This is a genomic window from Aeromonas sp. 600276 (assembly GCF_049175815.1).
Classification (GTDB): domain Bacteria; phylum Pseudomonadota; class Gammaproteobacteria; order Enterobacterales; family Aeromonadaceae; genus Aeromonas; species Aeromonas dhakensis.
In genome coordinates this window covers 99,194-125,481 of record NZ_JAAKVU010000016.1, presented here as the reverse complement: position 1 = coordinate 125,481, position 26,288 = coordinate 99,194, and the positions used below count along the sequence as shown (strand labels likewise).

27 protein-coding genes are annotated in these 26,288 nt (G+C 60.8%); 5 read left to right on the top strand and 22 right to left on the bottom strand.

The features are described 5' to 3' along the window. Window positions 1-150: 150 nt before the first annotated feature. From G5134_RS16280 to G5134_RS16255, 6 genes are read right to left on the bottom strand one after another with little or no spacing between them, the layout of a single operon-like run. Complete coding sequence (locus G5134_RS16280; RefSeq protein ID WP_065017143.1) at window positions 151-1,329, bottom strand: hypothetical protein; 1,179 nt, start codon at window positions 1,327-1,329, stop codon at window positions 151-153. Between the two features lie 2 nt (window positions 1,330-1,331). Continuing rightward, entirely contained in the window at window positions 1,332-1,994 is a 663-nt protein-coding gene (locus tag G5134_RS16275; protein ID WP_017766612.1) for an energy transducer TonB, read from the bottom strand. After that, complete coding sequence (locus tag G5134_RS16270; protein WP_010635580.1) at window positions 1,991-2,392, bottom strand: ExbD/TolR family protein; 402 nt, start codon at window positions 2,390-2,392, stop codon at window positions 1,991-1,993. The genes G5134_RS16275 and G5134_RS16270 overlap by 4 nt, the downstream gene beginning before the upstream one ends. Further along, window positions 2,389-2,919, bottom strand: coding sequence for a MotA/TolQ/ExbB proton channel family protein (locus G5134_RS16265; RefSeq protein WP_005307253.1), 531 nt, complete (start codon window positions 2,917-2,919; stop codon window positions 2,389-2,391). The genes G5134_RS16270 and G5134_RS16265 overlap by 4 nt, the downstream gene beginning before the upstream one ends. Further along, the gene (locus G5134_RS16260; protein ID WP_421232087.1) at window positions 2,916-4,223 is read right to left on the bottom strand and encodes a MotA/TolQ/ExbB proton channel family protein; all 1,308 of its coding nucleotides are present in this window, start codon (window positions 4,221-4,223) and stop codon (window positions 2,916-2,918) included. The genes G5134_RS16265 and G5134_RS16260 overlap by 4 nt, the downstream gene beginning before the upstream one ends. Beyond that, entirely contained in the window at window positions 4,220-4,981 is a 762-nt protein-coding gene (locus tag G5134_RS16255; RefSeq protein WP_411604857.1) for a DUF3450 domain-containing protein, read from the bottom strand. The genes G5134_RS16260 and G5134_RS16255 overlap by 4 nt, the downstream gene beginning before the upstream one ends. A gap of 209 nt (window positions 4,982-5,190) precedes the next feature. Between G5134_RS16255 and G5134_RS16250 the strand changes: the two genes are divergently transcribed. Then, window positions 5,191-5,967, top strand: coding sequence for a helix-turn-helix transcriptional regulator (locus tag G5134_RS16250; RefSeq protein ID WP_016352388.1), 777 nt, complete (start codon window positions 5,191-5,193; stop codon window positions 5,965-5,967). A 70-nt stretch (window positions 5,968-6,037) separates the two neighbouring features. Here the strand turns inward: G5134_RS16250 and glmS are convergent, their stop codons facing one another. Together glmS and G5134_RS16240 are read right to left on the bottom strand one after the other, a co-directional pair. Beyond that, window positions 6,038-7,870, bottom strand: a complete 1,833-nt coding sequence (glmS, locus tag G5134_RS16245) for a glutamine--fructose-6-phosphate transaminase (isomerizing) (protein ID WP_017785154.1) — start codon at window positions 7,868-7,870, stop codon at window positions 6,038-6,040. Window positions 7,871-7,921: 51 nt separating this feature from the next. Then, complete coding sequence (locus G5134_RS16240; RefSeq protein ID WP_005307234.1) at window positions 7,922-8,695, bottom strand: DeoR/GlpR family DNA-binding transcription regulator; 774 nt, start codon at window positions 8,693-8,695, stop codon at window positions 7,922-7,924. A 122-nt stretch (window positions 8,696-8,817) separates the two neighbouring features. Here G5134_RS16240 and blrA point away from each other — a divergent pair, with 122 nt between their 5' ends. The 4 genes from blrA (at window position 8,818) to creD (ending at window position 13,296) form a co-directional block, all read left to right on the top strand. Continuing rightward, entirely contained in the window at window positions 8,818-9,492 is a 675-nt protein-coding gene (blrA, locus tag G5134_RS16235; RefSeq protein WP_421232086.1) for a beta-lactam response regulator transcription factor BlrA, read from the top strand. A 34-nt stretch (window positions 9,493-9,526) separates the two neighbouring features. Continuing rightward, a complete protein-coding gene (gene blrB, locus G5134_RS16230) occupies window positions 9,527-10,948 on the top strand; it encodes a beta-lactam sensor histidine kinase BlrB (protein WP_019839805.1) in 1,422 nt (473 codons plus the stop codon). Window positions 10,949-11,023: 75 nt separating this feature from the next. After that, entirely contained in the window at window positions 11,024-11,818 is a 795-nt protein-coding gene (gene blaOXA / locus G5134_RS16225) for an OXA-12 family class D beta-lactamase (protein ID WP_242761649.1), read from the top strand. Between the two features lie 116 nt (window positions 11,819-11,934). Then, window positions 11,935-13,296 carry a cell envelope integrity protein CreD gene (creD, locus tag G5134_RS16220; RefSeq protein WP_421232085.1) on the top strand — a complete coding sequence of 454 codons (1,362 nt, stop codon included), beginning with the start codon at window positions 11,935-11,937 and terminating at the stop codon, window positions 13,294-13,296. 50 nt (window positions 13,297-13,346) lie between these two features. Here creD and glmU read toward each other — a convergent pair whose 3' ends face one another. The 14 genes from glmU to mnmG all read right to left on the bottom strand — a co-directional run bounded on the left by glmU (window position 13,347) and on the right by mnmG (window position 26,179). Then, on the bottom strand, window positions 13,347-14,708 hold the full coding sequence (gene glmU, locus G5134_RS16215) for a bifunctional UDP-N-acetylglucosamine diphosphorylase/glucosamine-1-phosphate N-acetyltransferase GlmU (RefSeq protein ID WP_421232084.1): 1,362 nt from the start codon (window positions 14,706-14,708) through the stop codon (window positions 13,347-13,349). A gap of 94 nt (window positions 14,709-14,802) precedes the next feature. Beyond that, window positions 14,803-15,231, bottom strand: a complete 429-nt coding sequence (locus tag G5134_RS16210) for a F0F1 ATP synthase subunit epsilon (protein WP_005307217.1) — start codon at window positions 15,229-15,231, stop codon at window positions 14,803-14,805. An 18-nt stretch (window positions 15,232-15,249) separates the two neighbouring features. Continuing rightward, entirely contained in the window at window positions 15,250-16,638 is a 1,389-nt protein-coding gene (gene atpD / locus G5134_RS16205; protein WP_005307215.1) for a F0F1 ATP synthase subunit beta, read from the bottom strand. 33 nt (window positions 16,639-16,671) lie between these two features. Further along, entirely contained in the window at window positions 16,672-17,538 is an 867-nt protein-coding gene (gene atpG, locus G5134_RS16200; RefSeq protein ID WP_005307212.1) for a F0F1 ATP synthase subunit gamma, read from the bottom strand. 43 nt (window positions 17,539-17,581) lie between these two features. Further along, window positions 17,582-19,123 (bottom strand): F0F1 ATP synthase subunit alpha, encoded by a 1,542-nt coding sequence (gene atpA / locus G5134_RS16195; protein ID WP_010635591.1) that lies wholly within the window; start codon window positions 19,121-19,123, stop codon window positions 17,582-17,584. A 15-nt stretch (window positions 19,124-19,138) separates the two neighbouring features. Then, window positions 19,139-19,672, bottom strand: coding sequence for a F0F1 ATP synthase subunit delta (gene atpH, locus G5134_RS16190; protein WP_010635592.1), 534 nt, complete (start codon window positions 19,670-19,672; stop codon window positions 19,139-19,141). A gap of 13 nt (window positions 19,673-19,685) precedes the next feature. Beyond that, window positions 19,686-20,156 carry a F0F1 ATP synthase subunit B gene (atpF, locus tag G5134_RS16185; protein ID WP_005307207.1) on the bottom strand — a complete coding sequence of 157 codons (471 nt, stop codon included), beginning with the start codon at window positions 20,154-20,156 and terminating at the stop codon, window positions 19,686-19,688. A gap of 52 nt (window positions 20,157-20,208) precedes the next feature. Continuing rightward, window positions 20,209-20,451 carry a F0F1 ATP synthase subunit C gene (atpE, locus tag G5134_RS16180; protein ID WP_005307205.1) on the bottom strand — a complete coding sequence of 81 codons (243 nt, stop codon included), beginning with the start codon at window positions 20,449-20,451 and terminating at the stop codon, window positions 20,209-20,211. 58 nt (window positions 20,452-20,509) lie between these two features. Beyond that, the gene (atpB, locus tag G5134_RS16175) at window positions 20,510-21,292 is read right to left on the bottom strand and encodes a F0F1 ATP synthase subunit A (protein WP_005307200.1); all 783 of its coding nucleotides are present in this window, start codon (window positions 21,290-21,292) and stop codon (window positions 20,510-20,512) included. Between the two features lie 8 nt (window positions 21,293-21,300). After that, a complete protein-coding gene (locus G5134_RS16170; protein WP_024942393.1) occupies window positions 21,301-21,711 on the bottom strand; it encodes an ATP synthase subunit I in 411 nt (136 codons plus the stop codon). 190 nt (window positions 21,712-21,901) lie between these two features. Beyond that, window positions 21,902-22,816, bottom strand: coding sequence for a ParB/RepB/Spo0J family partition protein (locus tag G5134_RS16165; protein ID WP_010635594.1), 915 nt, complete (start codon window positions 22,814-22,816; stop codon window positions 21,902-21,904). Next, a complete protein-coding gene (locus tag G5134_RS16160; protein ID WP_005307193.1) occupies window positions 22,813-23,616 on the bottom strand; it encodes a ParA family protein in 804 nt (267 codons plus the stop codon). The genes G5134_RS16165 and G5134_RS16160 overlap by 4 nt, the downstream gene beginning before the upstream one ends. A gap of 29 nt (window positions 23,617-23,645) precedes the next feature. Next, a complete protein-coding gene (gene rsmG / locus G5134_RS16155; RefSeq protein WP_242761652.1) occupies window positions 23,646-24,269 on the bottom strand; it encodes a 16S rRNA (guanine(527)-N(7))-methyltransferase RsmG in 624 nt (207 codons plus the stop codon). 20 nt (window positions 24,270-24,289) lie between these two features. Then, window positions 24,290-26,179: a tRNA uridine-5-carboxymethylaminomethyl(34) synthesis enzyme MnmG gene (gene mnmG, locus G5134_RS16150; protein ID WP_201892918.1), complete on the bottom strand. Its 1,890-nt coding sequence runs from the start codon at window positions 26,177-26,179 to the stop codon at window positions 24,290-24,292. Window positions 26,180-26,288 lie beyond the last annotated feature (109 nt).

Genomic DNA, 26,288 nt, shown 5'->3' with positions numbered 1-26,288 from the left:
AAGCGAGCTCATCAGGTTGGCGTGTTCTGCCGTGCTGGTGAGGGCGCATTATAGGGAGGCGCGTCGCGATGACAAGGGCTTTTTGCAAAAATGCGTTCGTTTGCTGAAAAAGCAGACTAAAGCCCTTTAATCACAGGTTTCCGCCCGGTTTCACGCCGCTTTTTTGCTCAACTCTTCGCTTTGAGCCTGGATATAGTTGACCCAGCTGGTCGCCCGCTGCTGCCAGTTGCCCTGCTGCTGCAGCTCACGGGCCAACACCAGCGCCTCGGCATACTGCTCCTTATTAAGGTGTGCTTGCACCAGCAGAGCCTTGGCCCTGTTGCCTTGCTCCCCTTTCACCGACTTGATGGCCGCGAGCTGAGTCATGGCGGCATCTGTTTTGCCCTGTTGCAGCAGCAGTTCGGCGGCGCGCATGGCCGCCTTGGGATGAGCATGCTCGCGGGCGAGCAGTTGCCAGCTGTCGACGGCCTTCGGCCACTCGCGTGCCCCTTCCCACAACTGGGCCAGCAGCTGACGGTTCTCGGCGCTCTGCTTCATCTGTCCCTTTGCCATGGCCGTTTCCAGCAGACGGGCACCGCGATAGGGCAGCCCCTGCCAGGCATACAGGCGGATCAGCTGGTTACGGGCGGCGGCATCATCCATCAGCTGACGGTCGATGGCGGTTTGCAGCAGAGCCAGCGCCTGATCGCCGCGCTTGGCGGAGAGGTTGAGCGACACCGCCTGCTGCCACCACTTGCTCTCTGTCGGCTCGTGGCGGATCAGCTCTGCGGCCTGATCGGCCGCCACGCCGTAGCGCTGCAGCGCGGTGAGAGCGGAGAGGCGGATGATGGCTGCCTGCTTCTGCCAGCTCTTCTTCAACAGCTGTTCGCTCTGGCTGGCCGCCTCACCGTACTGCTTGTTGTGGTAATAGAGGCCGGCCAGACGCAGACGCAAGGCATCGTCAGCCTTGATGGCCAATGCGGCCTTGTAACTGGCGATGGCGCCGACCCAGTTGGATTGCTGGGCCTGGATGTCACCGCGCAGCCGCAGCAGTTGCAGCTGTTGCTGCTCGGGCCACTCTTTATAGGCCAGCGCCTGCTCCACGTAACGGCTGGCCTGCGCGGTCTGCTGCAGGTTGGCGGCCAGGGACGCCTGCAACTGGGCCAGCCAAGCGCGCTCAGCCTCGCTATTTGGTTTGAGGCCGGATGCCTTGCTCTGGGCCTGTTGCCACTGGCCGGACTGATAGAGCTTCATCACGGGCTCCAGCTGGCGGGAGAAAAGAGGGCTCACCTCCATCGCCAGACAGGCTTGGCTGACCAGGGCCAGCACACAGATCCAGATCCGCAACATAGTTATGACTCCAGTTTGAATTTGAGCGTGATGACTTGCACCAGCTTGTCGGTGGCGCCGGGTCTCGGTTGATAGCGCCACTTGTTGATCGCCTGAATGGCCGCCCGCTCGAACTGACGCTTCGGCTTGGCCTCGACCACTTCCACATCCTGTACCCGACCGTCGGCATCGACGCTGAAACGCAGGGTCACCGACCCTTCGATGCCGGCCTGCTGGGCCCGATAGGGATAGACAGGCTCGATCCGTTGCAACGGCATCAGCATGTCACCGGCGCCGATCCCGGCACCTTGCTGCTGGCCATGGAAGTTGCCGCTCGCGACCGGGTTGGGGCTGGTTGCAACACCAGGGGCATAGACCTGCACCGCGCTGAGGCTGGAGACCAGATCCAGGCTCGGCTGCACCGAGGGCAGCGGGGCCGCCGCCGGCATAGGCAGCGGCGTCGAGGCCAGCGCGGCAGGCGGCTCCGGCAGGGGTTCCGGCTCCTGGGGTACCGGGCGCTCGCGCACCTGCACCTCGGTCACCTCGTTCTGCATGTTGATGACGATGGACTTCTGCTCGGCGCTCGCCTTCTCCCCTCTGGGCGGTTCCACCAGGGTGGCCATGAACAGCAGGATCCCCAGACTGAGGGCAATCCCCAGCCCCAGGCTCATCAGCTTGTATTTCATTTCGGTGCCACCGCCACGGCGATGTTGGCGATGCCTGCCGCCTTGGCCTCATCCATCACCCGCACCACCTTGCCGTGGGGTACCCGCTCGTCGGCCTGGATCACCAGGCTGGCATCGGGCTGTTCCGCCAGCAGGCGGGCGACGCTGGCCTGAACTCGCTCCACGTCGATCTGCTTGCGGTCGAGGAATATCTGCCCCTGGGGGCCGATCGCCAGCATGATGCTGGAGGACTTCTGCGCCTTGGCCTGGCTGGCCTGGGGCCTATGCACCTCGAGCCCGGCTTCGCGCACAAAGGAGGTGGTGACAATAAAGAAGATCAGCATGATGAACACGATATCCAGCATGGGGGTCATGTCGATCTGCACTTCGTCGCGCTGGCGTTTGGATTGCCGTCTCATTGCATTACCTTCTCTTCTCGCAGGCCGTCCCGGGTCTTGGCCAGCGCACGCTTGGCCTGGCTCTCGAGCCGGCTGAGTAACAACACGCCGGAGAGAGCGACCACCATGCCAGCCATGGTGGGGATGGTGGCACGGGAGATCCCGCCCGCCATGCTCTCCGGGTTAAAGCGGTTGGCCGCGGCCAACGCATCGAATACGCCTATCATGCCGGTCACGGTACCCAGCAGCCCCAGCATGGGGCAGAGCACCACCAGGGTGCGGATGAAGATCAGATGACGGTTGAGCTCAAGCTCGGCCTCGGCCAGCCAGCGCCCGCGAATCGCCCGAGCGTGCCAGCTGTGACGCTCGCTGCGGGCCTGCCAGCGGCCGAGCAGCTGGCGCTGTAGCGGGGCAAACCCCAGGTTGAGGTAGAGCAGCCGCTCGATCATCAGAATCCACATCAGCACCAGCAGGGCCAGAATGACCCAGAGCACCGGGCCGCCACGACCCATGAAGCTCTGCAGCTGTTGCCAGATGTCGAGCATCATGCCGCCCGCTCCATCCCGTCACGGTTGCTTTCGGCCCGCTCGGCCAAAATGCCGGCCACCTGCTGCTCCAGCACGTTGGAGAGCTCGGTGAAGCGGGACTGCAGCAGACTGTGGGCCAGGATCAGCGGAATGGCCGCGACCAGACCCTGTACCGTGGTGACCAGCGCCATGGAGATGCCGCCCGCCATGATCTTGGGATCGCCGGTGCCGAACTGGGTGATGGCCTGGAAGGTGCCGATCATCCCGGTCACGGTACCGAGCAGCCCCAGCATGGGGGCAATGGCCGCGATCACCTTGACCATGCCGATGCCGCGCTCCATGCGAGGGGTCTCCTGCAGGATCGCCTCGTCGAGACGCAGCTCGAGGGTCTCCATGCTCAGCTCGGGATGCTTGTCGGCCACCGTCAGCACCCGACCGAGGGCGTTGTCGGCATGATATTCACCGCTCTTGAGCTGGCGACGAACCCGACCCAGTTCACGGGAGAGGCTCCACAGCCGCACCCCGGCGATCCCCAGGCCGATGGCGGCCAGCAGCACTATGATGGCGCCGACCTGGCCGCCCTGCTGGACTTGCTGCCAGAAGGTAGGGGCTTGTGCCAGCATTGTCAGCAGGGTGCCGTGGGAGGGATCCAGCGGCAGCGCTTCTCCTTCCTGGCCTTGATAGGCGGCCGCGGCGGAGAGCACGTTGCCGGGCAGGCCCAGCACCGGGCTCAGGCCTTCGGCGGTTGGCTGCAGGAACCCCTGCTCGCCAAACAGCGCGAAGCTGCCGACCCGGGTCAGTGACTGCTCGCTGCCCTTCCCCTGGGCATCCAGCACCTTGCCGTTGAACTGGGCAACCCGGCCCGACTCGCGGATCTCCTGCAGCAGAGTGGCAGGCAGCAGGGCGAGGGCGGCGCGATCCGGTACCTGCTTCTCCTGCGCCATCGCCTTGAGCGGCGCGAGGCGCTCGGGGTACTGACCCTCGACCGCGGATTCACTCAGCAGCTTGACCGCATCGCTGGCCCCCTGACGGGTGACCGCAAAGATCTCGTTCATGTCGCCGGAGGCCTGCTCCCACTGGGCATTGAGCTCCACCAGCTGCTTCTCATTGGTAGCGAACTGGCTGGCCAGCTCCTTGCTCAGGCGCTGGGCCTCGGCCAGCTTGGCGCGGGCACTGTTCAGCTCCTTGGAGACGGACGCCAGATCCTGCTGTGCCTGCTGTTCACGGGCCTGTTCCTGCTGCTGCCAGGCTTCGTCGGCCACAGCGGCAGTGGTGCCCAGAGAGAGGGCGAGGGCGAGGGGGAACCATTTCATGGTGACGCTCATGACTGGGCCTCCTGACCACGGCTGACAGAAAGGGGGACATTCAACAACTGGGGAACCTTCTTGTCGGCGGCCATATCCAGCGCCTCGGCGACGGGGGAGAGCCACTGGCTGTCGAGGGGCTGCCACTGCTTGTTCTGCCCGGACCAGCGCCACGCCTGGGAACGATCGGCGGTCATCGCCAACAGGGAGACCCGACCCACCGCCAGCACGTCGACCCGGCGCGGTGCGCCGTCCAGCACCAGTTCGGCGGCATAGCTGTCGAGCCGGCTGCCATATTCGGCTTCGATCTGGTAGGCCTGCAGCAGCTGGCGGAACTTCTCCGCCTCGCTCACGTCAGCCCTGGCCAGAGTGGCTTTCAGCTGTTCAACCCGCGCCAGGCGATCTTCCTTGCGCAGCGGAATGTCGCTCTCCACCAGCTGTTCCAGCTCGGCCTGCATCTGCAGCATCAGCGGGATCAGGCCTTGCCGGGTCTCCTGTACCGCCTCCAGCTGCTGGCTCAACTTGCCCAGCTCATTTTGTTGATCGGCCACCAGAGACTGCATGTAGCGGTTGTAGGCTTCCAGATCGCGCAGTTGCAGCTGCGCATTCTGCAGCTCCAGCCTGGCGGCAACGGCCGCATCGGCGGCTTTCTCCACGCGCTGCTGGGAGGCTTTCCCGGCAGCTATGCTGTTTTTCAGTGCCGGCGCGACCAGCTCGTCGGCGCCGGCAGCGAAGTGGACTGACAGTGGCAACAAGGCCAAACCCCAAAACTTGTTCATGATATAAATCTTAACAATGATAACTATTCTCATTGTCTCAGAGTGGAGGGTCAGTGGCAATCAGATGATTTTGTTGGCCTTCGGCTGAAAAAACAGGATAATTTTTAAGCAAGCACGGGAGTCACTGGCGTTGTTCGTCACAACACCAAATTAATAAATAAAAAATATCTTTTCGATCAATGTGATAGAGATCGAAAAAGGAGAAGTTCATGTTCAACGATGCGATCTGGGAACATATCGATCGGTTCACCAAGGCCAAGAAGACCAGCGACATCCAGCAGCAGCTGGAGCGCTTCAGTCACCAGATGGGCTTTGATTACTTTCGTTTGCTGATTATTTTCCCCATCAGCATGCAGAAATCCCATGTGGCGTTGTTCAACAACTGCCCCACCAGCTGGTTCGATGCCTATTCGGAGCGGCACTACCTGACCCAGGATCCGGTCGTCTTCCTGGGGCTGAAGCAGACCCAGCCCATCTTCTGGAACAAGCTCGACTGCGACTCCCCCTGGCTGCCCAGCGCCAGCCGGGAGGTGATGAACCTGGCTGCCGACTTCGGGGTGAGAAACGGCGTCTCCTTCCCGCTGCACACGCCGCAGGGGGAACACGGCATCCTCTCCTTCATCAGCAAGGAGAAGTCCAATTCCGATCTGATGTTTGAAAACGTTCCCTTGCTGTCGTTCTGCGCCAGCTACATCTTCAACTCGGCGCTGCAGCTGATAAAGAGCAGGCCGGATCTGATGAAGTACCTGACCGAACTGTCCGATCGGGAGAAGGAGTGCCTGTTCTGGGCCAGCGAGGGCAAGACCTCCTGGGAGATCGCCACCATCCTCGGCATCAGCGAGCGGACCGTGAACTTCCACCTCAATCAGGTCACCAACAAGACCGACTCGAAGAACCGCAACCAGGCGATCGCCAAGAGCATCTCCAGCGGCATCATAGTGCCCTCGCTGGACGACGTGACCATCACCAACCTGCGCTTGTCATGACGCCAGCCCGGCAGCACAGCCGATAAAAAAAGAGCCGCAATGCGGCTCTTTTTTCATTTCCGGCGACGGCTTATTCCACGGTCACGGATTTCGCCAGGTTGCGCGGCTGATCCACGTCGGTGCCCTTGATGAGGGCAACATGGTAGGAGAGCAGCTGCAGCGGCACGGTATAGACGATCGGCGCGATCACCTCTTCCACGTGGTTCAGGCTCATCACCCGCATGGTCTCGTCGCTCTTGAAGCCGGTATCGGCATCGGCGAACACGTAGAGGATACCGCCACGGGCACGCACCTCTTCCACGTTGGACTTGAGCTTCTCCAGCAGATCGTTGTTCGGCGCCACCACTATGATAGGCATCTCGGCATCGATCAGCGCCAGCGGGCCGTGCTTCAACTCACCGGCGGCATAGGCCTCGGCGTGGATGTAGGAGATCTCTTTGAGCTTGAGTGCCCCTTCCATGGCGATGGGGTACTGACTGCCGCGACCTAGGAACAGGCTGTGGTGCTTGTCGGCAAACTCTTCGGCCAGGGCCTCGATATCCTTGGCCAGCGCCAGGCTCTCCTTGATGCGCAGCGGCAGGGCCTGCAGCGCCTTGACCAGCTCAGCTTCGGCGGCGGTGCTCAGGTGGCCGCGGCAACGACCGATGGAGGCCACCAACATCAGCAGACCGGCCAGCTGGGTGGTGAACGCCTTGGTAGAGGCCACGCCGATTTCGGCACCGGCTCGGGTCATAAAGGCCAGATCCGATTCACGCACCAGGGAGGAGCCCGGCACGTTGCAGATGGCCAGCGAGCTCATGTAGCCGGACTCCTTGGCCAGGCGCAGGGCGGCCAGGGTATCGGCGGTCTCGCCGCTCTGGGAGAGGGTCACCAGCAGGCTGTTGGGGCGCACCACCGACTTGCGATAGCGGAACTCGGAGGCGATCTCCACGTCGCAGGAGACGCCGGCGATCTCTTCGAACCAGTAGCGAGCCACCATGCCGGAGTGATAGGAGGTGCCGCAGGCGACGATCTGCACGTGATCGACCTTGTCGAAGATGGCGCGCGCACCGTTGCCGAACGACTCAACCACCACGTGATCACCGCCCAGACGCCCTTCCAGGGTGTTGGTGATGGCCTTGGGTTGCTCGTGGATCTCTTTGAGCATGTAGTGGCGGTACTCGCCCTTGTCACCGGCGTCGTGGGAGAGTTCGGACTCCTGCTCTTCACGCACCACTGCCTCGCCGTGGGTATCGAAGATGTGCACGTCGCGACGGGTCACTTCGGCCACGTCACCCTCTTCCAGGAAGATGAAGCGACGGGTCACTGGCAGCAGCGCCATCTGGTCGGAAGCGATGAAGTTCTCGCCGATGCCGCGGCCGATCACCAGCGGGGAGCCGGAACGGGCCACCACCACGCGGCTGTCGTCACGGCTGTCCATCACCACGGTGCCGTAGGCGCCGCGCAGCTGCTTCACCGCCACCTGCATGGCAGCCAGCAGGCTGGGGGCGGATTTCAGCTCGTGGTGCACCAGGTGGGCGATCACCTCGGTATCGGTGTCGGAGCTGAACACATAGCCCAGCGCCTTCAACTCTTCCCGCAGCTCTTCATGGTTCTCGATGATGCCGTTATGCACCACCACGATATGCTCGGAGACGTGAGGGTGGGCATTGCGCTCGGACGGTTCGCCGTGAGTGGCCCAGCGGGTGTGGGCAATGCCGGTGCCGCCGTGCACGGACTGCTCGTCCAGCGCCTTGGCCAGCTCGGCCACCTTGCCGAGGCGACGCACCCGCTGCAGCGGCTGACTGGCGCTGAACACGGCCACACCGGCCGAGTCGTAGCCGCGGTATTCCAGACGGCGCAGACCCTCTACCAGAATTTCAGCCACATCACGTTGGGCGACGGCCCCGACGATGCCACACATACACTTCTCCTTAAGACGCTATTGATTCGGTTGGATATTGATTTGTTCAGGTCAGACTGCCACGGGGGCGCAGATCAGCTGGATCCCCTTGGCCTGAATTCGTTCTCTGGCCGAGATGGCCAGCCCCTCGTCGGTCACCAGGGTATGGATGCTGGACCAGGGCAGTTCGAGATTGGGGATCTTGCGACCGATCTTTTCCGACTCCACCATGACGATGACCTCCCGCGACACCTCGGCCATCACCCGTGACAGTCCCACCAGCTCGTTGAAGGTGGTGGTACCGCGTTCCGGATCGATGCCGTCGGCGCCGATGAACAGCTGGTCGAAGTCATAGGAGCGCAGCACCTGTTCCGCCACCTGACCCTGGAAGGATTCGGAGTGCGGGTCCCATGTGCCTCCCGTCATTAACAGGGTAGGCTCGTTTTCCAGCTCGCGCAGGGCGCCGGCCACATTGAGGGAGTTGGTCATCACGATGAGACCGCGCTTGTTGCCGAGCAGCGGGATCATGGCGCTGGTGGTGGTGCCGCTGTCGATGATGACGCGGTTGTGATCACGGATCCGTTCGGCCGCCGCCTTGGCGATAGCCAGCTTTCGTTTCGAAACTTGCTCTGGATTGCCGTCCACCACCATCTCGCTGGGCAGGGGCACGGCGCCACCGTAACGACGCAGCAACAGGCCACCGGTCTCCAGCACGGCCAGATCTTTGCGAATGGTCACCTCGGAGGTGGAGAAGTGCTTGGCCAGGGCATCGACGCTCACTTCACCCTGCTCCTGCACCAGGCTCACTATGGTGTGACGGCGCTGCTGAGTATTACGTTTGGTCATCTTAAAGTTTCGATTCGAAAGAATGTCGAAATATTAATGCCTTTTCTGGAAAAATCAAACGGCAAATAGGATCCGATATGGTTCGATGCCAGAATGGGAGGCTGATTTGCGACGAGGATGCCATGCAAAAACGAACCATCTGGCTGGTAGAAGATGAAGCCAGCATCGCCGACACCCTGATCTATGCCCTGCAAACCGACGGCTTCGAGGTGGAGTGGTTTTCCCTCGGCCAGCCGCTGCTGGCACGACTGGAGCAGTCGCGCCCCGACTTCCTGATCCTGGATGTGGGGTTGCCGGACATCAGCGGCTTCGAGCTGTGCAAGGAGGTACGAGCCCGCTGCGACGTTCCCCTGATGTTCCTCACTGCCCGCAGCGAAGAGATAGACCGGCTGATCGGGCTGGAGATAGGCGCCGACGACTACGTGGCCAAGCCCTTCTCGCCCCGCGAGGTGTGCGCCAGGGTGCGGGTCATCCTGCGCCGCAGCCAGCCAGCCGCCCCCCAGCCGAGCCAGGCCCTCACCCTGGACGAGGAGCGGGCCCGCATCAGCTTTCACGGCCAGCCGCTGGCGCTCACCCGCTACGAATACCTGCTGCTCAAGACCCTGATGCTGACGCCGGGCCGGGTCTACTCCCGCCAGCAGCTGATGGATCTGGTGTGGAGCGGGGCGGAAGAGAGCCTGGATCGCACCGTCGACACCCACATCAAGACCATCCGCGCCAAGCTGCGAGAGCGGGATCCGGACGCCAACCTGATCCTGACCCACCGCGGATTGGGTTACAGCCTGGAGCAGGCATGAACAGACGGTTGCCGGGTCACGGCCGGGGGATGACATGAGAATCGGACTGCAACTGCTGTGCGGGCTGGTGCTGATCTTTGCGCTGGCCGCCTGGTTCGTGCTGGAGATCTTCGTCGAGGAGATCAAACCCGGGGTGCGCAGCGCCACCGAAGATACCCTGGTAGACATGGCCCAGATGCTGGCCCCGCTGGCGCTGGATGACCTGCAGGAGGGGAAGATGGCCGACGGCCGGCTGGCCAGCGCCTTCGCTCGCCTCAACCAGAGCCCCATCAACGCCCTCATCGACGGCCACCTCAAGCAGCAGGCGGAGTACCGCATCTATGTGGTCGATCGCTGGGGCAAGGTGGTTTACGACTCGGACGGGGTGGATCTGGGCAAGGACTACTCGCGCTGGAACGACGTCTACCTGACCCTGCGCGGCGAATACGGCGCCCGCAGCACCCGCAGCGATCCCGACGATCCCACCAGCTCGGTGATGCACGTCGCCGCCCCGCTGCGGGAGGGGGACGACATCCTCGGCTCCCTCACCGTCGCCAAACCCAACCGTACCCTGCTGCCCATGATAGAACGCAGCGAGCACCAGCTGCTGCAGGGGGCAGCCTTGCTGCTGTTCATCTCGCTGCTCATTGGCGCCCTGCTGGTGTGGTGGCTCAACCGCGCCATCGGCAAGCTGGTGCACTATGCCGATGCGGTCAGCCAGGGCCAGCCCGCCACTCTGCCACGCCTCTACAGCCCGGAGCTGGATCGGCTCGGCCGCTCCCTTGAGACCATGCGCCGCCAGCTGGACGGCAAGGCCTACATCGAAGCCTATGTGCACAGCCTGACCCACGAGCTCAAGAGCCCGCTGGCCGCCATTCGCGGGGCAGGGGAAATACTGACCGAGGTGCCGCCGCTGGACGTCGCAAAGCGTTTTATCGGCAACATCAATCTGGAGACGGCCCGCATGCAGCAGCTGATCGAGCGGATGCTGCAGCTGGCCAAACTGGAATCGGGGCAGGGGCTGGACAGACAGGCGGTCGAGCCGGCCAGGCTGGGCAGGCGGGCGCTCGACGCCCGTCAGATCCTGGCCCAGCGCCGCCAGATCACCCTGCACGCCGAGCTGGGGGAAGCCCAGAAACAGAAGTGGGACCCGCTGCTGGTGGAGCAGGCCCTCGGCAACCTGCTGGACAACGCCCTCGACTTCTCCCCCGTCGGCAGCACTCTCAGGCTGAGCGGCACCATGGAGGAGGGGGGTTACTGCTTCCGGGTGCGGGATCAGGGACCCGGTATTCCGGACTATGCCCTGCCGCGCATCTTCGAGCGCTTCTACTCCCTGCCCAGACCCGACAAGGGCAAGAGCAGCGGCCTCGGGCTCAGCTTCGCCATGGAGGTGGCGCGCCAGCACGGCGGTCGGCTGACCCTCACCAACCAGGCTGACGGCGGGGTGCTGGCCGAGCTCTGGTTGCCAGCGGGCTGACACTTCACACTGGGCACATAAAGCGGCGCTATGCTGATGTTTTCCCAGCGAACTTTATGTGCTCAAGGAGCCCCCATGTCCCGCCTTCTGTTATCCGGCCTGCTCGGCGCAGGCCTGCTGTTTTCGCTGCCTGCCAGCGCCGCCACCGGCTGCTTTCTCTATGCCGACGGCAACGGCCAGACCCTCTCCAGCGAAGGGGATTGTTCAAGCCAGCTGCCACCCGCGTCCACCTTCAAAATCCCGCTGGCGCTGATGGGTTATGACAGCGGCTTTCTGGTAGACGAAGAGCACCCGGCACTGCCCTTCAAGCCGGGTTACGACGACTGGCTGCCCGCCTGGCGGGAGACCACCACCCCGCGCCGCTGGGAAACCTACTCGGTGGTCTGGTTCTCCCAGCAGATCACTGAATGGCTGGGGATGGATCGCTTCCAGCAGTACGTCGACCGTTTCGACTACGGCAACCGGGATCTCTCCGGCAACCCCGGCAAACACGACGGTCTGACCCAGGCCTGGCTCAGCTCCAGCCTGGCCATCAGTCCACAGGAGCAGGCCCGCTTCCTCGGCAAGATGGTGAGCGGCAAGCTGCCGGTGTCGGCGCAGACCCTGCAGTACACCGCCAACATCCTCAAGGTGAGCGAGATCGACGGCTGGCAAATCCACGGCAAGACCGGCATGGGCTATCCGAAGAAGCTGGATGGCAGCCTCAACCGGGATCAGCAGATCGGCTGGTTCGTCGGCTGGGCCAGCAAACCGGGCAAGCAGCTCATCTTTGTCCACACCGTGGTGCAGAAACCCGGCAAGCAGTTTGCCTCCCTCAGGGCCAGGGAAGAGGTGCTGGCCGCCCTGCCGGCCAAACTGAAAACCCTGTGATACCCAGACCGGCGCTCTGCGCCGGTTTTTTATCCCCCTTCACCGCCACTTCACACAGCCCCATCCCCCCTTCACCCGACCCAGCCACACTCGCTCCATCAACAAGGAGACGTGTCATGGTCAAACAGATATTCAGCCACAAGATCTTTCTGCTGCTGTTGCTCAGCCTGCTGCTGATGGTGCCGGTGCAATCCATCATGGAGCTGAACCGGGAGCGCCAGGCCTATCGCAGCCAGGCCATCCACAGCATCATGGCCAGCAGCAGCGGGCCGCAGCGACTGCTGGGGCCGGTCGTGGTGCAGCCTTATACCCGCACCGTCACGGTGGAGCAGGATGGCAAGCGCTTCGAGCGCAAGCTGCAGCTCTATCGCTACCTGCTGCCGGAACAGCTGGATGTGCAGGCCAGCATGGAGGTGACCCCGCGCAAGCTCGGCATCTACCAGGCCCAGGTCTATCACACCCGGCTCTCCCTCTCCGGGCGATTGCCTGCCGAACTGAACGGTAAAACCCTGATCAGCGGCGAACCTGATCTGACCGTCGATGGGGCCGATCCCGCCCTGGTGGCAGGCAAACCCTATCTGAGCCTGGTGCTGTCCGATGCCCGCGGCATCAACCGGGTACCCGAGCTGCAACTGGGTGAGCAGCGCATCCCGTTCGCCCCCGGCGCCCTGCTGGGTGACGGGCTGGCCGGTATTCATGCACCGCTTACCACCCTGCCGGGAGCAGACGGTGCCTTTCATATCGAGCTGGATCTGCAGGGGATGAACCAGCTGGAAGTGGTGCCGCTCGGCCAGGACAGCAGGCTCAACCTCGCCAGCAACTGGCCCCACCCCAACTTCATCGGCGACTTTCTGCCGGGCAGCCGTACCCTCACCGCCAGCGGCTTCGAGGCGAGCTGGCAGAGCAGCTGGTTTGCCACCGACATGGAGAGCCGTTTCAACCGGATGATGAAGGGTGCCAGCGGCGATCTGCCCGCCTTCAGCGTCAGCCTGGTGCAGCCGGTGGATCACTATCAGCAGAACGAGCGGGCCGCCAAGTATGCGCTGCTGTTCATCGGCCTCACCTTCCTCAGCTTCTTCATGTTCGAGCTGCTCAAGGGGCTGCGGGTGCACCCGATCCAGTACGCGCTGGTGGGCATCGGGCTGGCCATCTTCTATCTGGTGCTGCTGGCACTGACCGAACACCTCGGCTTTGCCTGGGCCTATCTGATTGCCGCCCTGGCCAGCGTGACCCTCAACGGCTTCTACCTCAGCCATGTGCTGGGCGGCCCCAAACAGGGGCTCGGCTTCGCGGCCCTGCTCGGGCTGGTCTACGCCATCCTGTTCGGCTTGCTGCAGGCCGAGGAGATAGCCCTGCTGCTCGGCGCCCTGCTGCTGTTCGCCATCCTGGCGCTGGTCATGGTGCTAACCCGCAAGCTGGACTGGTATCGGGTGATGGGAAGCGCCCCGACGCCCCCCGCCAGCGGGCAGGAGAACTGAAAACAAAACCGGCGCCATCAGGCGCCGGTTTGCATTTCATTGATCGGGCATCACTTCTTCTTGACCGGGCGAGCCCAGTTTTTGATGTGACGCTGGGGCACCCGGGTGATCACCAGCTCGTTCTCGGCCACATCCTTGGTGATGGTGGAGCCGGCCCCCAGGGTCGCCCCCTTGCCGATGCGCACCGGCGCCACCAGCTGGGTATCGGAGCCGACGAAGACGTCGTCCTCGATGATGGTCTGGAACTTGTTCACCCCGTCGTAGTTGCAGGTGATGGTGCCGGCCCCGATGTTCACCTTGGCACCTACTTCGGCATCCCCCAGATAGGTCAGATGACCGCACTTGGAGCCAACCCCGAGGCGCGCCTTCTTCATCTCGACGAAATTGCCGACGTGAGCATCCTGCTCCAGTACGGCACCCGGGCGCAGGCGGGTAAAGGGACCGACCGAGCACTGGTCGGCGATTTGCGCGCCTTCGATGACGGAGTAGGGTTTCACCTCGGTGTGATCGCCTATCAAACAATCCTTCAGCACGCTGCCGGCCCCGATGCGGACGTGGTTGCCCAGCACCACCTTGCCTTCGATGATGACGTTGACGTCGATTACCACCTCTTCCCCGATCTCCAGGCTGCCGCGCAGATCGAAGCGGGCCGGGTCGATCAGGGTGGCACCGGCGATCATCAGCTTCTCGGCCTGCATCTGCTGATAGCTGCGCTCGAGCTGGGCCAGCTGCACCCGGTTGTTGGCCCCTTCCACCTCCATGGCGCTGTCCGGGTGAACCGCGGCGATGGGGCAGTTGTCGGCGTGGGCCATGGCGATCACGTCAGTCAGATAGAACTCGCCCTGGGCATTCTTGTTGTCCAGACGGGAGAGCCAGCTGCGCAGCTGGCCACCGTTGGCCACCAGCACGCCGGTGTTCACTTCGCGGATGGCCAGCTGCTCGGCGTTGGCATCCTTCTGCTCGACGATGCCGACCACCTGGCCATTGCTGCGCACGATGCGGCCATAGCCGGTCGGGTTGTCCAGCACCACGGTCAGCAGCGCCATGCCGTCGTCGGCCTTGGCGGCCAGCAGCCGCTGCAGGGTCTCCGGCTGGATCAACGGGGTGTCGCCGTACAGCACCAGCACGTCGTCTTCATCGTTCCAGAACGGGATGGCCTGGGCCACCGCATGACCGGTTCCCAGTTGCTGGGCCTGCAGCACCCAGTTCAGGTCGGATGCCTGGATCCGCTCCTTCAGCAGTTCGGCACCGTGGCCATAGACCAGGTGCAGCTGCTCGGCCCCCACCTGGCGGGCAGTCTCGATCACATGGGAAACCATGGGCTTGTTGGCGACCGGGTGCAGCACCTTGGGCAGGGAGGAACGCATACGGGTACCTTTACCCGCAGCAAGGATCACGACGTTGAGGGACATAATTCGACCTTTGGAACATGAAGAAATACTCGGCGGAGTCTATCCAACGAGTAAAAAAAAAGCGACCCGCAGGTCGCTTTTTACCTCACCGTTATTAACGGTAATTCTTTTTGACGATATCGATGACCCGCAGTTGAGCCATCGCCTTGGCCAGCTCGGTAGCGGCCTGGGCGTAGTCGATATCACCATGGGAGCTGTGGATCCGCTCTTCCGCCGCGCGTTTGGCTTCCTGGGCTTTCGCCTCATCCAAATCGTCGGCACGAATCGCAGTGTCCGCCAGCACGGTCACGGCTTCGGGTTGTACTTCCAGCATGCCGCCGGAGATGTACAGCACCTCTTCAGTTCCGTTCTGCTTCACCAAGCGGACCAGGCCCGGCTTGATGGCAGTCAGCAACGGAGCATGACCGTGGCGGAGACCCAGCTCACCTTCGGAGCCTGATACCTGAGCGGACTGCACGCGACCGGAAAACAGTTTTCCTTCGGCGCTCACCACGTCCAGGTGAAAGGAGATCATCTCAGCCATGGGCCCTCCTATCGAGGCTTACAGTTTCTTGGCTTTCTCGACAACTTCGTCGATGCTGCCAACCATGTAAAACGCCTGCTCCGGCAGATCGTCGTACTCGCCTTTCAGGATGCCCTGGAAACCACGGATGGTCTCTTTCAGCGGCACGTATTTGCCCGGGGAACCGGTAAACACTTCGGCCACGAAGAACGGCTGGGACAGGAAACGCTCGATCTTACGGGCACGGGCTACGGTCAGTTTGTCTTCTTCTGACAGTTCATCCATACCCAGGATGGCGATGATGTCCTTCAGCTCTTTGTAGCGCTGCAGTACGGTCTGAACGCCACGAGCAGTCTCGTAGTGCTCCTTGCCAACCACCAGCGGATCCAGCTGACGGGAGGTGGAGTCCAGCGGGTCAACGGCCGGGTAGATACCCAGTGCCGCGATCTGACGGGACAGTACCACGGTCGCATCCAGGTGGGCGAAGGTGGTCGCCGGAGACGGGTCGGTCAAGTCATCCGCAGGCACGTAAACGGCCTGTACGGAGGTGATGGAACCGGTCTTGGTGGAGGTGATGCGCTCCTGCAGAACACCCATCTCCTCGGCCAGGGTCGGCTGGTAACCTACTGCGGAGGGCATACGGCCCAGCAGTGCGGATACTTCGGTACCGGCCAGGGTGTAACGGTAGATGTTGTCCACGAAGAACAGCACGTCACGACCTTCGTCACGGAACTTCTCGGCCATGGTCAGGCCGGTCAGCGCCACACGCAGACGGTTTCCGGGCGGCTCGTTCATCTGACCGTAAACCAGAGATACTTTGTCCAGTACGTTGGACTCCATCATCTCGTGGTAGAAGTCGTTACCCTCACGGGTACGCTCACCTACACCGGCGAACACGGAGTAACCGCTGTGTTCGATCGCGATGTTACGGATCAGCTCCATCATGTTTACGGTCTTGCCTACACCGGCACCACCGAACAGACCAACCTTACCACCCTTGGCGAACGGGCATACCAGGTCGATAACCTTGATACCGGTCTCCAGCAGGTCGTTGCTGTTGGACTGATCTTCGTAGCTGGGAGCCGCGCGGTGGATGGACCAACGCTCTTCTTCACCGATCGGACCCTTTTCGTCGATCGGATCGCCCAGTACGTTCATGATCCGACCCAGAGTCGATACACCGACCGGCACCTGGATGGATTTACCGCTATTCACTACTTCCAACCCACGACGCAGACCGTCGGAGGAGCCCATGGTGATGCAACGAACGACGCCGCCACCGATCTGCTGCTGAACTTCCAGCACCAGACCCTGGCCTTGACCTTCGCTGACAACCTTCAGTGCATCGTACACCTGGGGCACGGCATCTTGCGGGAACTCGATGTCCACCACAGCGCCGATGATTTGGACGATGAAACCGTTACTCATGTCAAATCCTCTAAACCTTTGATAACCCTTGCCTTACACCGCAGCAGCACCGGACACGATCTCTGTCAGTTCCTGGGTAATACTGGCCTGACGGGCCTTGTTGTATACCAGTTGCAGATCGTTAATCAGGTTACCGGCGTTGTCAGTCGCGGCTTGCATGGCAACCATTCGGGCTGCCTGTTCACTTGCCAAGTTTTCCACTACCCCCTGGTAGACCTGGGATTCGACGTAGCGAATCAGCAGGGTATCCAGCAGTTGCTTGGGATCCGGCTCATAGAGGTAATCCCAGTGGTGTTTCTTGGCGAGCTTGCTGTCTTCAGTTACGGGCAAAGGCAGCAGTTGATCGACTCGTGGTTGCTGAACCATGGTGTTGACGAACTTGTTGTACACCAGATACAGCCTGTCAATCTCACCGTTGTCGTAAGCCTTCAGCATGACCTTGACTGAACCAATCAGGTCATTGACGCTCGGGTTATCGCCCAGTCCTGCGACGTGAGCTTTCACCTTGGCGCCGTGCCGTTCAAAGAAGTTGGAGGCCTTGTTGCCGATCAGAGCCAGGTCAACCTTGGCTCCTTTCGCGCTCCATTGCTTCATGTCATTGAGGGCAGCCTTGAACAGGTTGATGTTCAGACCACCACACAGGCCACGGTCGGTGGAGACGACGATGTAACCCACTCGCTTGACCTCACGTTCGATGAGGTAGGGGTGCTTGTATTCCAGGTTCCCCTGAGCGATATGGCCGATCACCTTGCGCATGGTTTCAGCGTACGGACGGCTGGCAGACATGCGATCTTGCGCACGGCGCATCTTGCTTGCTGCCACCATTTCCATAGCGCCGGTGATCTTCTGAGTGTTTTTCACACTCGCGATCTTGTTACGTATCTCTTTTGCGCCGGCCATCTCTTACTCTCCATCAGGTGGCAGCTCGCGCTGCCACACACGCTTACCAGGTCTGGGTTGCCTTGAAGTTGTCCAGCAACGCAGTCAGCTTGCCAACGATCGCGTCGTTGTAGTCGGCCTTGGCATTGATTTCAGCCATCAGCTCGGCATGCTGGGTATTGGCGTAAGAGAGCAGAGCGGCTTCGAAGTCGACGATCTTGTTCAGCTCGACATCGGAGAGATAGCCTTTTTCCGCGGCGAACAGCACCAGAGACTGGTGAGCCACGCTCAGCGGAGAGTACTGCTTCTGCTTCATCAGCTCGGTCACTTTCTGACCGTGGTCCAGCTGCTTGCGGGTCGCATCGTCCAGGTCGGAAGAGAACTGGGCGAATGCAGCCAGTTCACGATACTGGGCCAGCGCGGTACGGATACCACCGGACAGCTTCTTGACGATCTTGGTCTGAGCGGCACCACCTACACGGGATACAGAGATACCCGGGTCAACGGCCGGACGGATACCGGAGTTGAACAGTTGTGAAGTCAGGAAGATCTGGCCATCGGTGATGGAGATCACGTTGGTCGGAACGAACGCGGACACGTCACCAGCCTGGGTTTCGATGATCGGCAGCGCGGTCAGAGAACCGGTCTGGCCTTTCACGGCACCGTTGGTGAACTTCTCTACGTACTCGGCGTTGACGCGAGCAGCACGCTCCAGCAGACGGGAGTGCAGATAGAAAACGTCGCCCGGGTAGGCTTCGCGTCCTGGCGGACGGCGCAGCAGCAGGGAGATCTGGCGATAAGCTACGGCCTGCTTGGACAGGTCATCATAGATGATCAGCGCGTCTTCACCGCGGTCACGGAAGTACTCACCCATGGAGCAGCCGGCATACGGAGCCAGGTACTGCAGGGCAGCCGCTTCGGAGGCAGAGGCAACCACCACGATGGTGTTGGCCAGGGCGCCGTGCTCTTCCAGCTTGCGCACCACGTTGGCAATGGTGGAGGCCTTCTGGCCGATCGCAACGTAGACACACTTAATGCCGGAGTCTTTCTGGTTGATGATGGTGTCGATGGCGATGGCAGTCTTACCCACCTGACGGTCACCGATGATCAGCTCACGCTGGCCACGACCGATAGGGATCATGGCATCGATGGCTTTCAGACCGGTCTGGACCGGCTGGTCAACAGACTTACGCTCGATAACGCCCGGTGCAATCACTTCGATCGGCGAGAAGCCGTCGTTGTCGATTGGACCTTTACCGTCGATCGGCTGACCCAGGGTGTTCAACACCCGGCCCAACAGACCACGACCGACCGGCACTTCCAGAATGCGGCCAGTCCCTTTTACTTTCATTCCTTCTGACAGACCGTCATAGGAACCCATGATCACCGCACCGACAGAGTCACGCTCCAGGTTCAATGCCAGAGCGTAGCGGTTGCCCGGCAGCTCGATCATCTCACCTTGCATGGCATCGGCCAGGCCGTGAATACGAATGATACCGTCGCTCACAGAGACGATGGTACCTTCGTTACGCGCTTCGCTCTTTACATCAAACTGCGCAATGCGCTGCTTGATCAGCTCGGCGATTTCAGTGGAATTCAGTTGCATGCTCTAATACCCCAATCAAGATTGCAGCGCGTCAGCCATGCGATCCAGCTTACCGCGGACCGTGCCGTCGATAACCAGGTCACCGGCCTTGATGAGCACCCCGGCCATCAAGGACGCATCCATGCTGCAATTCAGCTTCACTTTGCGCGCGAGACGTTGTTCCAGAGAAGCCTGAATATTGGCTTTCTGCTGGTCGGTCAGTTCGATCGCCGAAATCACATCAGCCTGAACTTCTTTATCCAGTTCAGCCTTGAACGCGATGAATTCGGCAACGACCGCCGGCAGCACACCCAAGCGACCATTCTCGGCCATCACCCGGATCAGGTTCTGACCATGCTCGTCGAGTTGCTCACCACAGATGCCGACAAACAACTTTGCCAGCTCTTCGGCAGCCACAGAGCCGTTTACCAGGTTGTGGATGGTCTCGTTCTCCGCTACTTGTGCAGCGAAGCCGAGCATCCCCAGCCACTGGTCAACCGCCTTGTGCTCAACGGCAAACTCGAAAGCAGCCTTGGCGTAGGGGCGAGCGATTGTAGTCAGTTCAGACATAGCCCCGTTCCCGTTACAGTTCTGCTACCAGCTTGTCGACGATGTCGCTGTTGGCAGCCTGGTCGATTTGACGCGCCAGGATCTTCTCTGCACCAGCAATGGCAAGAGCAGCAACCTGCTTACGCAGTTCTTCTTTGGCACGATGACGTTCAGCTTCAATCTCGGCACGGCCCTGAGCCAGGATTTTTTCCCGCTCAGATTGGGCACCGGCAGCAGCTTCATCAATGATCTGGGCCTTGCGTTTGTTGGCCTGTTCAATGATTTCTGCAGCCTGGAGCTTGGCTTCTTTCAGCTGATCGGTGGCGTTGGCCTTGGCCAAATCCAGATCTTTCTTGGCACGCTCGGCAGAAGAGAGGCCGTCAGCAATGGTTTTCTGACGGGCTTCGATGGCAGCCATCAGCGGCGGCCACACGTACTTCATGCAAAACACTACGAAGAAGAAAAAAGCAACTGCTTGGCCGAGGAGGGTGGCGTTGATATTCACAGCCTGTGTCCTCTTAGTTAGTTAATGGGTTATGTCCGGAGGTCGCTATGACTTAGCCGGCAACCGCAAACATCACGTACAGACCCAGACCAACGGCGATCATCGGGATCGCATCCACCAGACCCATCACGATGAAGAACTGGGTACGCAGAACAGGGATCAGGTCCGGTTGACGAGCTGCACCTTCCAGGAATTTGCCACCCAGGATACCGATACCGATGGAAGCGCCGATAGCCGCCAGACCCATCATCATTGCAGCAGCGATGTACAGCAGGTCCATGTTCAAGTTTTCCATGAGGATCTCCATTTATTTAGATGTAATTGATTGTATAAAAAGGATTATTTGAGTTGCATCAACCATGGTCTTCTTGCGCCATCGACAGATAGACGATGGTCAGCACCATGAAGATAAACGCCTGCAAAGTGATGATCAGGATGTGGAAAATTGCCCAAGGCACGGACAGGATCCACTGAGACCACCAGGGTAGCAAACCCGCAATCAGGATAAAGATCAGTTCGCCAGCATACATGTTGCCGAACAGTCGAAGACCCAGAGAAACAGGTTTGGAAATCAGCGTAACAGTTTCCAGGATGAGGTTAACCGGGATGGCCGCCGGGTGGTTGAAAGGCTGAAGCGTCAGCTCCTTCACAAACCCGCCGATACCCTTGACCTTGATGCTGTAGTACAGGATCAAGAAGAACACGCCCAAAGCCATGGACATGGTGATGTTAACGTCAGCAGAGGGAACCACACGCAGATAGGGAACACCCATCAACTGTGCAGCGTGGGGGATAAAGTCAACGGGGATCAGATCCATCAGGTTCATCAGGAAGATCCACACAAACACCGTCAGGGCCAAAGGTGCGATGACCTTGTTGCGACCGTGAAAGATGTCCTTGACGTTACCACTCACAAACTCGACCAGCATCTCCACAAAGCACTGCAGTTTACCGGGCACACCACTGGTAGCGTTGACGGCTACGCGGCGGAACAACCAGATAAACAGAGCGCCCAACAGAACAGAAAATATCATTGAGTCGACATTGACTGTCCAGAACCCAGACCCGACTTGCAGATGGGTCAGATGGTGGGAGATATATCCCTGAGGAGTCAGGACTTCTCCGGTTGCAGACATGAGTTTTCCTAATAGTGGTTGTTAAGCGTGAATGAGACTATCCACTGTACAACGAGGGCGAGGATATAAGTGGCAAAGAACGAGACGGTATCGACCTCGATCCCGGCGCCAAACATCAGGGCGAAAAGTCCTGTTGTAGTAATGAGCTTAATCCCTGCCCCACCATAAAAGTCCCGCAGAACCAAGCCCACGCTCTCTTTCGTCACCTTGCGGCGCAGAACCCAGAGCGTGAACAGGGCTTGAGGAACCCAGTACATGCTCCCCCCGTAGAGAGAGGAGCGTCCGGCAAACGCACCGCTCTGGTAAAACCAGACGGTACTGATCGCCAGGATCAGGACGAGCTGACAAACGAGCATAGCCAAGGCCAGCGTTAAACCTTCCAAGGCTATTTTCTGCTTCACCAACCTACCCCTGAACATTACAGAACTGTAAAAAATCGGGATCCGAAGACCCCGCGTTTACAGCCCAAAAAGCCGGTCAAATTATACCCTTGAAGACAGCTATTGCAACATGGCAAAAATCCTTAATTTTTGCGGCTTTCCGCACAGAATTAAGGTTATGTTCATATCAAAAGGAATGGATGTTTTATTACTACAAAAAGCGTAAAAATCACGATTCTGACAGGCCAAAATAGCTCAATACCCGGTCCAAATCCGCCAAGTTCTCGTAACTAATTACTAACTTGCCGCTATCCTGTTTTCCCGGCTGAAGTTGTACCTGATTGCCAATTTTTTCTGAGATCTGGCGCTCGAGATAACCAAACTGGGGATCGCGGACGGGCTCGACCCTGGCTTTTGCCGGTTCCAGCGCCTTTTGCACCAATTTCTCGGTATCTCGCACGGTCAGCCCCTTCTGGGCCACCAGTTTGGCCAGTTCGGACTGGGCCTGGCCACTCAGGGCCAGCAGGGCACGGGCATGACCCATGTCGAGGTCACCGTGCTCGACGAAGCGCTTCACGTCGTCGTTGAGCTGGTTGAGACGCAGCAGGTTGGTCACCGTGGTGCGGGACTTGCCCACCGCATCGGCCACCTGCTGGTGGGTCAGTTCGAATTCGGTCAGCAGCCGCTGCAGGGCGACCGCCTCTTCGATGGCGTTGAGGTCTTCACGCTGGATGTTTTCGATGAGCGCGATGGCGACGGCCGCCTCGTCAGGCACGTCCTTGACCAGGCAGGGCACCACCTCGAGGCGGGCCAGCTGGGAGGCGCGCCAACGCCGTTCACCGGCGATGATTTCAAAGGATTGCTCGCCGAGGGGACGTACCACGATGGGCTGGATCACCCCCTGGGCACGGATGGAATTGGCCAGCTCTTCCAGCGCATCCTGCGACATGTCCTTGCGCGGCTGGTACTTGCCGGACTGCAACCACTCCACCGGCAGCTTGCGCAGTTCGCCCTGATTGGTCGGGGTCGGGGCCATGGCCTGCTCGGTGCGCTGATCGCTCATCACCTGCTTCTGGCGCGCGGCCGTGCTGGTGCTGAGCAGAGCGTCCAGCCCCTTGCCCAGCCCACGTTTTTTCGGCGTCATATGCTCTCTCGGTCTGCGATGGTCACCTGACGCTCCTGCTCCTGGCGACGCAGGATCTCGCCAGCCAGAGCCAGATAGGCCTTGGCGCCCACCGATGATTTGTCATAGTGCATGGCCGGGGCGCCGAAACTCGGTGCCTCCGCCAGTCTTACGTTGCGGGGAATGATGGTGCGATAGACCTTGTCCCCGAAGTGCTGTTTAAGCTGATCGGACACATCATTGGCCAGCCGGTTGCGGTGATCGAACATGGTGCGCAGCACCCCTTCGATCTTAAGATCCGGATTGACCACGGCTGCCAGCTTGCTGATGGTGTCGACCAGGGCGGTCAGCCCTTCCAGCGCATAGTATTCGCACTGCATGGGCACCAGCACGGAGTCGGCGGCGGCCATGGCGTTGACGGTCAGCATGTTGAGAGAAGGCGGGCAGTCGATGAAGACGTAGTCGTACTTGTCCCGCACAGCGGCCAGCGCGTTGCGCAGGCGGATCTCGCGGGCGAAGAACTCCATCAGACGAATTTCGGCCGCGGTCACGTCGGCATTGGCGGCGATCAGGTGATAGCCCCCGGAGGTTTCGGGGATGATCACCTCGCCGATGGGGGCGTCCTCGATCAGCAGCTCATAGGCGGTGCGCTCGACTTCGTACTTGTCGACACCGCTGCCCATGGTGGCATTGCCCTGCGGATCCAGATCGATCACCAGCACCTTGCGGCGGGTAGCGGCCATGGAGGCGGCCAGATTCACACAGGTGGTGGTTTTACCCACTCCACCCTTCTGGTTGGCTATGGCGATGACTTTTCCCACACTGTCCCCTAAATGAAACTGCGACCCTATTAGGGCTGGATATGTTTGAATTCCAGCAGATGACGTTCGCCTTCCAGCTCCGGCACCACCAGTTGATGGGAGGCGACCAGACGGATGTTGGCGGGCAACTGGGCCAGCTCCTGCTCGGGATACTGTCCCTTGAGCGCGAGGAAGCTGCCCTGGGCCGACGGCAGATGGTGACACCAGCCCAGCATGTCCTCCAGCGAGGCGAAGGCCCGGCTCAGCACGCCGTCAAATCCCACCTCGGGCTGATACTCCTCGACCCGGGATTTGACGGGAGTCACGTTGGTCAAGCCCAACTCCAGGATCACCTGGCGGATGAAGTTGATCCGCTTGCCCAGACTGTCCAGCAGCACGAACTGCTTGTCCGGATTGATGATCGCCAGCGGCAGTCCGGGCAGACCCGGGCCTGTGCCCACATCGATGAAGCGCTCACCGTGCAGGTGCCGGCTCACCACCAGGCTGTCGAGGATGTGCTTGACCAGCATGGCGTCCGGATCTCGTACCGAGGTGAGATTGTAAGCCTTGTTCCACTTGTGCAGCAACTCGACAAGCCGAACCAACTGGGTCTTTTGGGTCTCGGTGATAACAATTCCGGCCTGCATGAGCAGGCCGTTCAATCTTTCCAGCATGTTTTGCAACGGTAGGATCCTCAGGCGGTTTTACGCAGCAGGCCGTGTTTTTTCAGATGAACCAGCAGGATGGAGATGGCCGCCGGGGTGATGCCGGAGATGCGGGACGCCTGACCTATGGTCTGCGGCTTGGCATCGTTGAGCTTGGCGATCACCTCGTTGGAGAGGCCGTTGACGTCACGGTAGTTCATGTCCAGCGGCAGCAGGGTGTTCTCATTGCGCAGCTGCTTCTCCACCTCGTCGTGCTGGCGTTCGATGTAGCCGGCGTACTTGATCTGGATCTCCACCTGATCGGCGGCGGCCGAATCGCTCAGCGCAGGCCCGACCCCCTCGATGGCCATCAGCGCATCATAGGTCACCTCGGGGCGACGCAGCAGCTCTTCCAGGCTCTGCTCGCGGGTCAGCGGGGTGTTGACCAGGGCGTTGACCGCCTCCAGCGACGGATGTTGCGGGTGGATCCAGGTCGAGCGCATGCGCTGACGCTCCTGCTCCACCTGTTCCATCTTGGCGTTGAACTTGCTCCAGCGCTCGTCATCCACCAGGCCCAGCTCGCGGCCGATGGCGGTCAGGCGCAGATCGGCGTTGTCTTCCCGCAGCAGCAGGCGATATTCGGCACGGCTGGTGAACATGCGATAAGGTTCGCGGGTTCCCAGGGTGGAGAGATCGTCCATCATCACGCCGATGTAAGCCTGATCCCGGCGCGGATACCAGGGATCCTTGCCCTGCGCACGCAGGGCGGCGTTCAGACCGGCCAGCAGGCCCTGGGCTGCCGCCTCTTCATAGCCGGTGGTGCCGTTGATCTGGCCGGCGAAGAACAGGTTGCCGATGCACTTGCTCTCCATGTTGGCCTTGAGATCCCGCGGATCGAAGAAATCGTACTCGATGGCATAACCCGGGCGGGTGATATGCGCATTCTCGAAGCCGCGCACGGAGCGGACGATCTGCACCTGCACGTCGAACGGCAAGCTGGTGGAGATCCCGTTCGGGTAGAGTTCGTGGGTGGTCAGGCCTTCCGGCTCGACGAAAATCTGGTGCGCCGTCTTGTCGGCAAAACGGGTGATCTTGTCCTCGATCGACGGGCAGTAGCGCGGGCCAATCCCCTCGATCACCCCGGCGTACATGGGGCTGCGATCCAGGTTGTTGCGGATCACCTCGTGGGTGCGCTCGTTGGTATGGGTAACGTAGCAGGGCACCTGACGCGGATGCTGGCTGGCATCGCCGATAAAGGAGAAGACCGGACGCGGATCATCGCCGTGCTGGGCCTGCATCACCGAGAAATCGACGCTGCGGGCATCGATGCGGGGCGGCGTACCTGTCTTGAGGCGATCGATGCGCAGCGGCAGTTCCCGCAGGCGCTGGGCGAGGGCGATCGAGGGAGGATCCCCGGCGCGGCCGCCCTTGTAGTTTTCCATGCCGATGTGGATCAGGCCGTTCAGGAAGGTACCCACGGTCAGCACGACCGTCTTGCCGCTGATGCGGATCCCGCTCTGGGTGACCACGCCGGCAACCCGATCCCCGTCCATGATGAGATCGTCACAGGCCTGCTGGAAGATCTTCAGGTTGGGGTAGTTCTCCAGCATCTGGCGCACGACCGCCTTGTACAGCAGACGATCCGCCTGGGCACGAGTGGCGCGAACCGCCGGGCCCTTGGAGGAGTTGAGGGTACGGAACTGGATCCCGCCAAGATCGATGGCACGCGCCATGATCCCGCCGAGAGCGTCAACTTCCTTGACCAGGTGTCCCTTGCCGATCCCGCCGATCGCCGGGTTGCAGGACATGTGTCCCAGCGTATCGATATTGTGGGTCAGCAACAGGGTATTGAGGCCCATCCGGGCTGCCGCTGTTGCCGCTTCGGTTCCTGCATGACCGCCACCGACGACGATCACATCAAATTGTTCATGGTATTGCATTGGGGATCACCTTGATCTGCACGCCTGAAGATCTTTGTTTGCCTGTGCTCGAGGGCGGAACATTCTATCTGTTTAGCGTCCTGAGGGGAACGTCTACTTAACGTTCAGT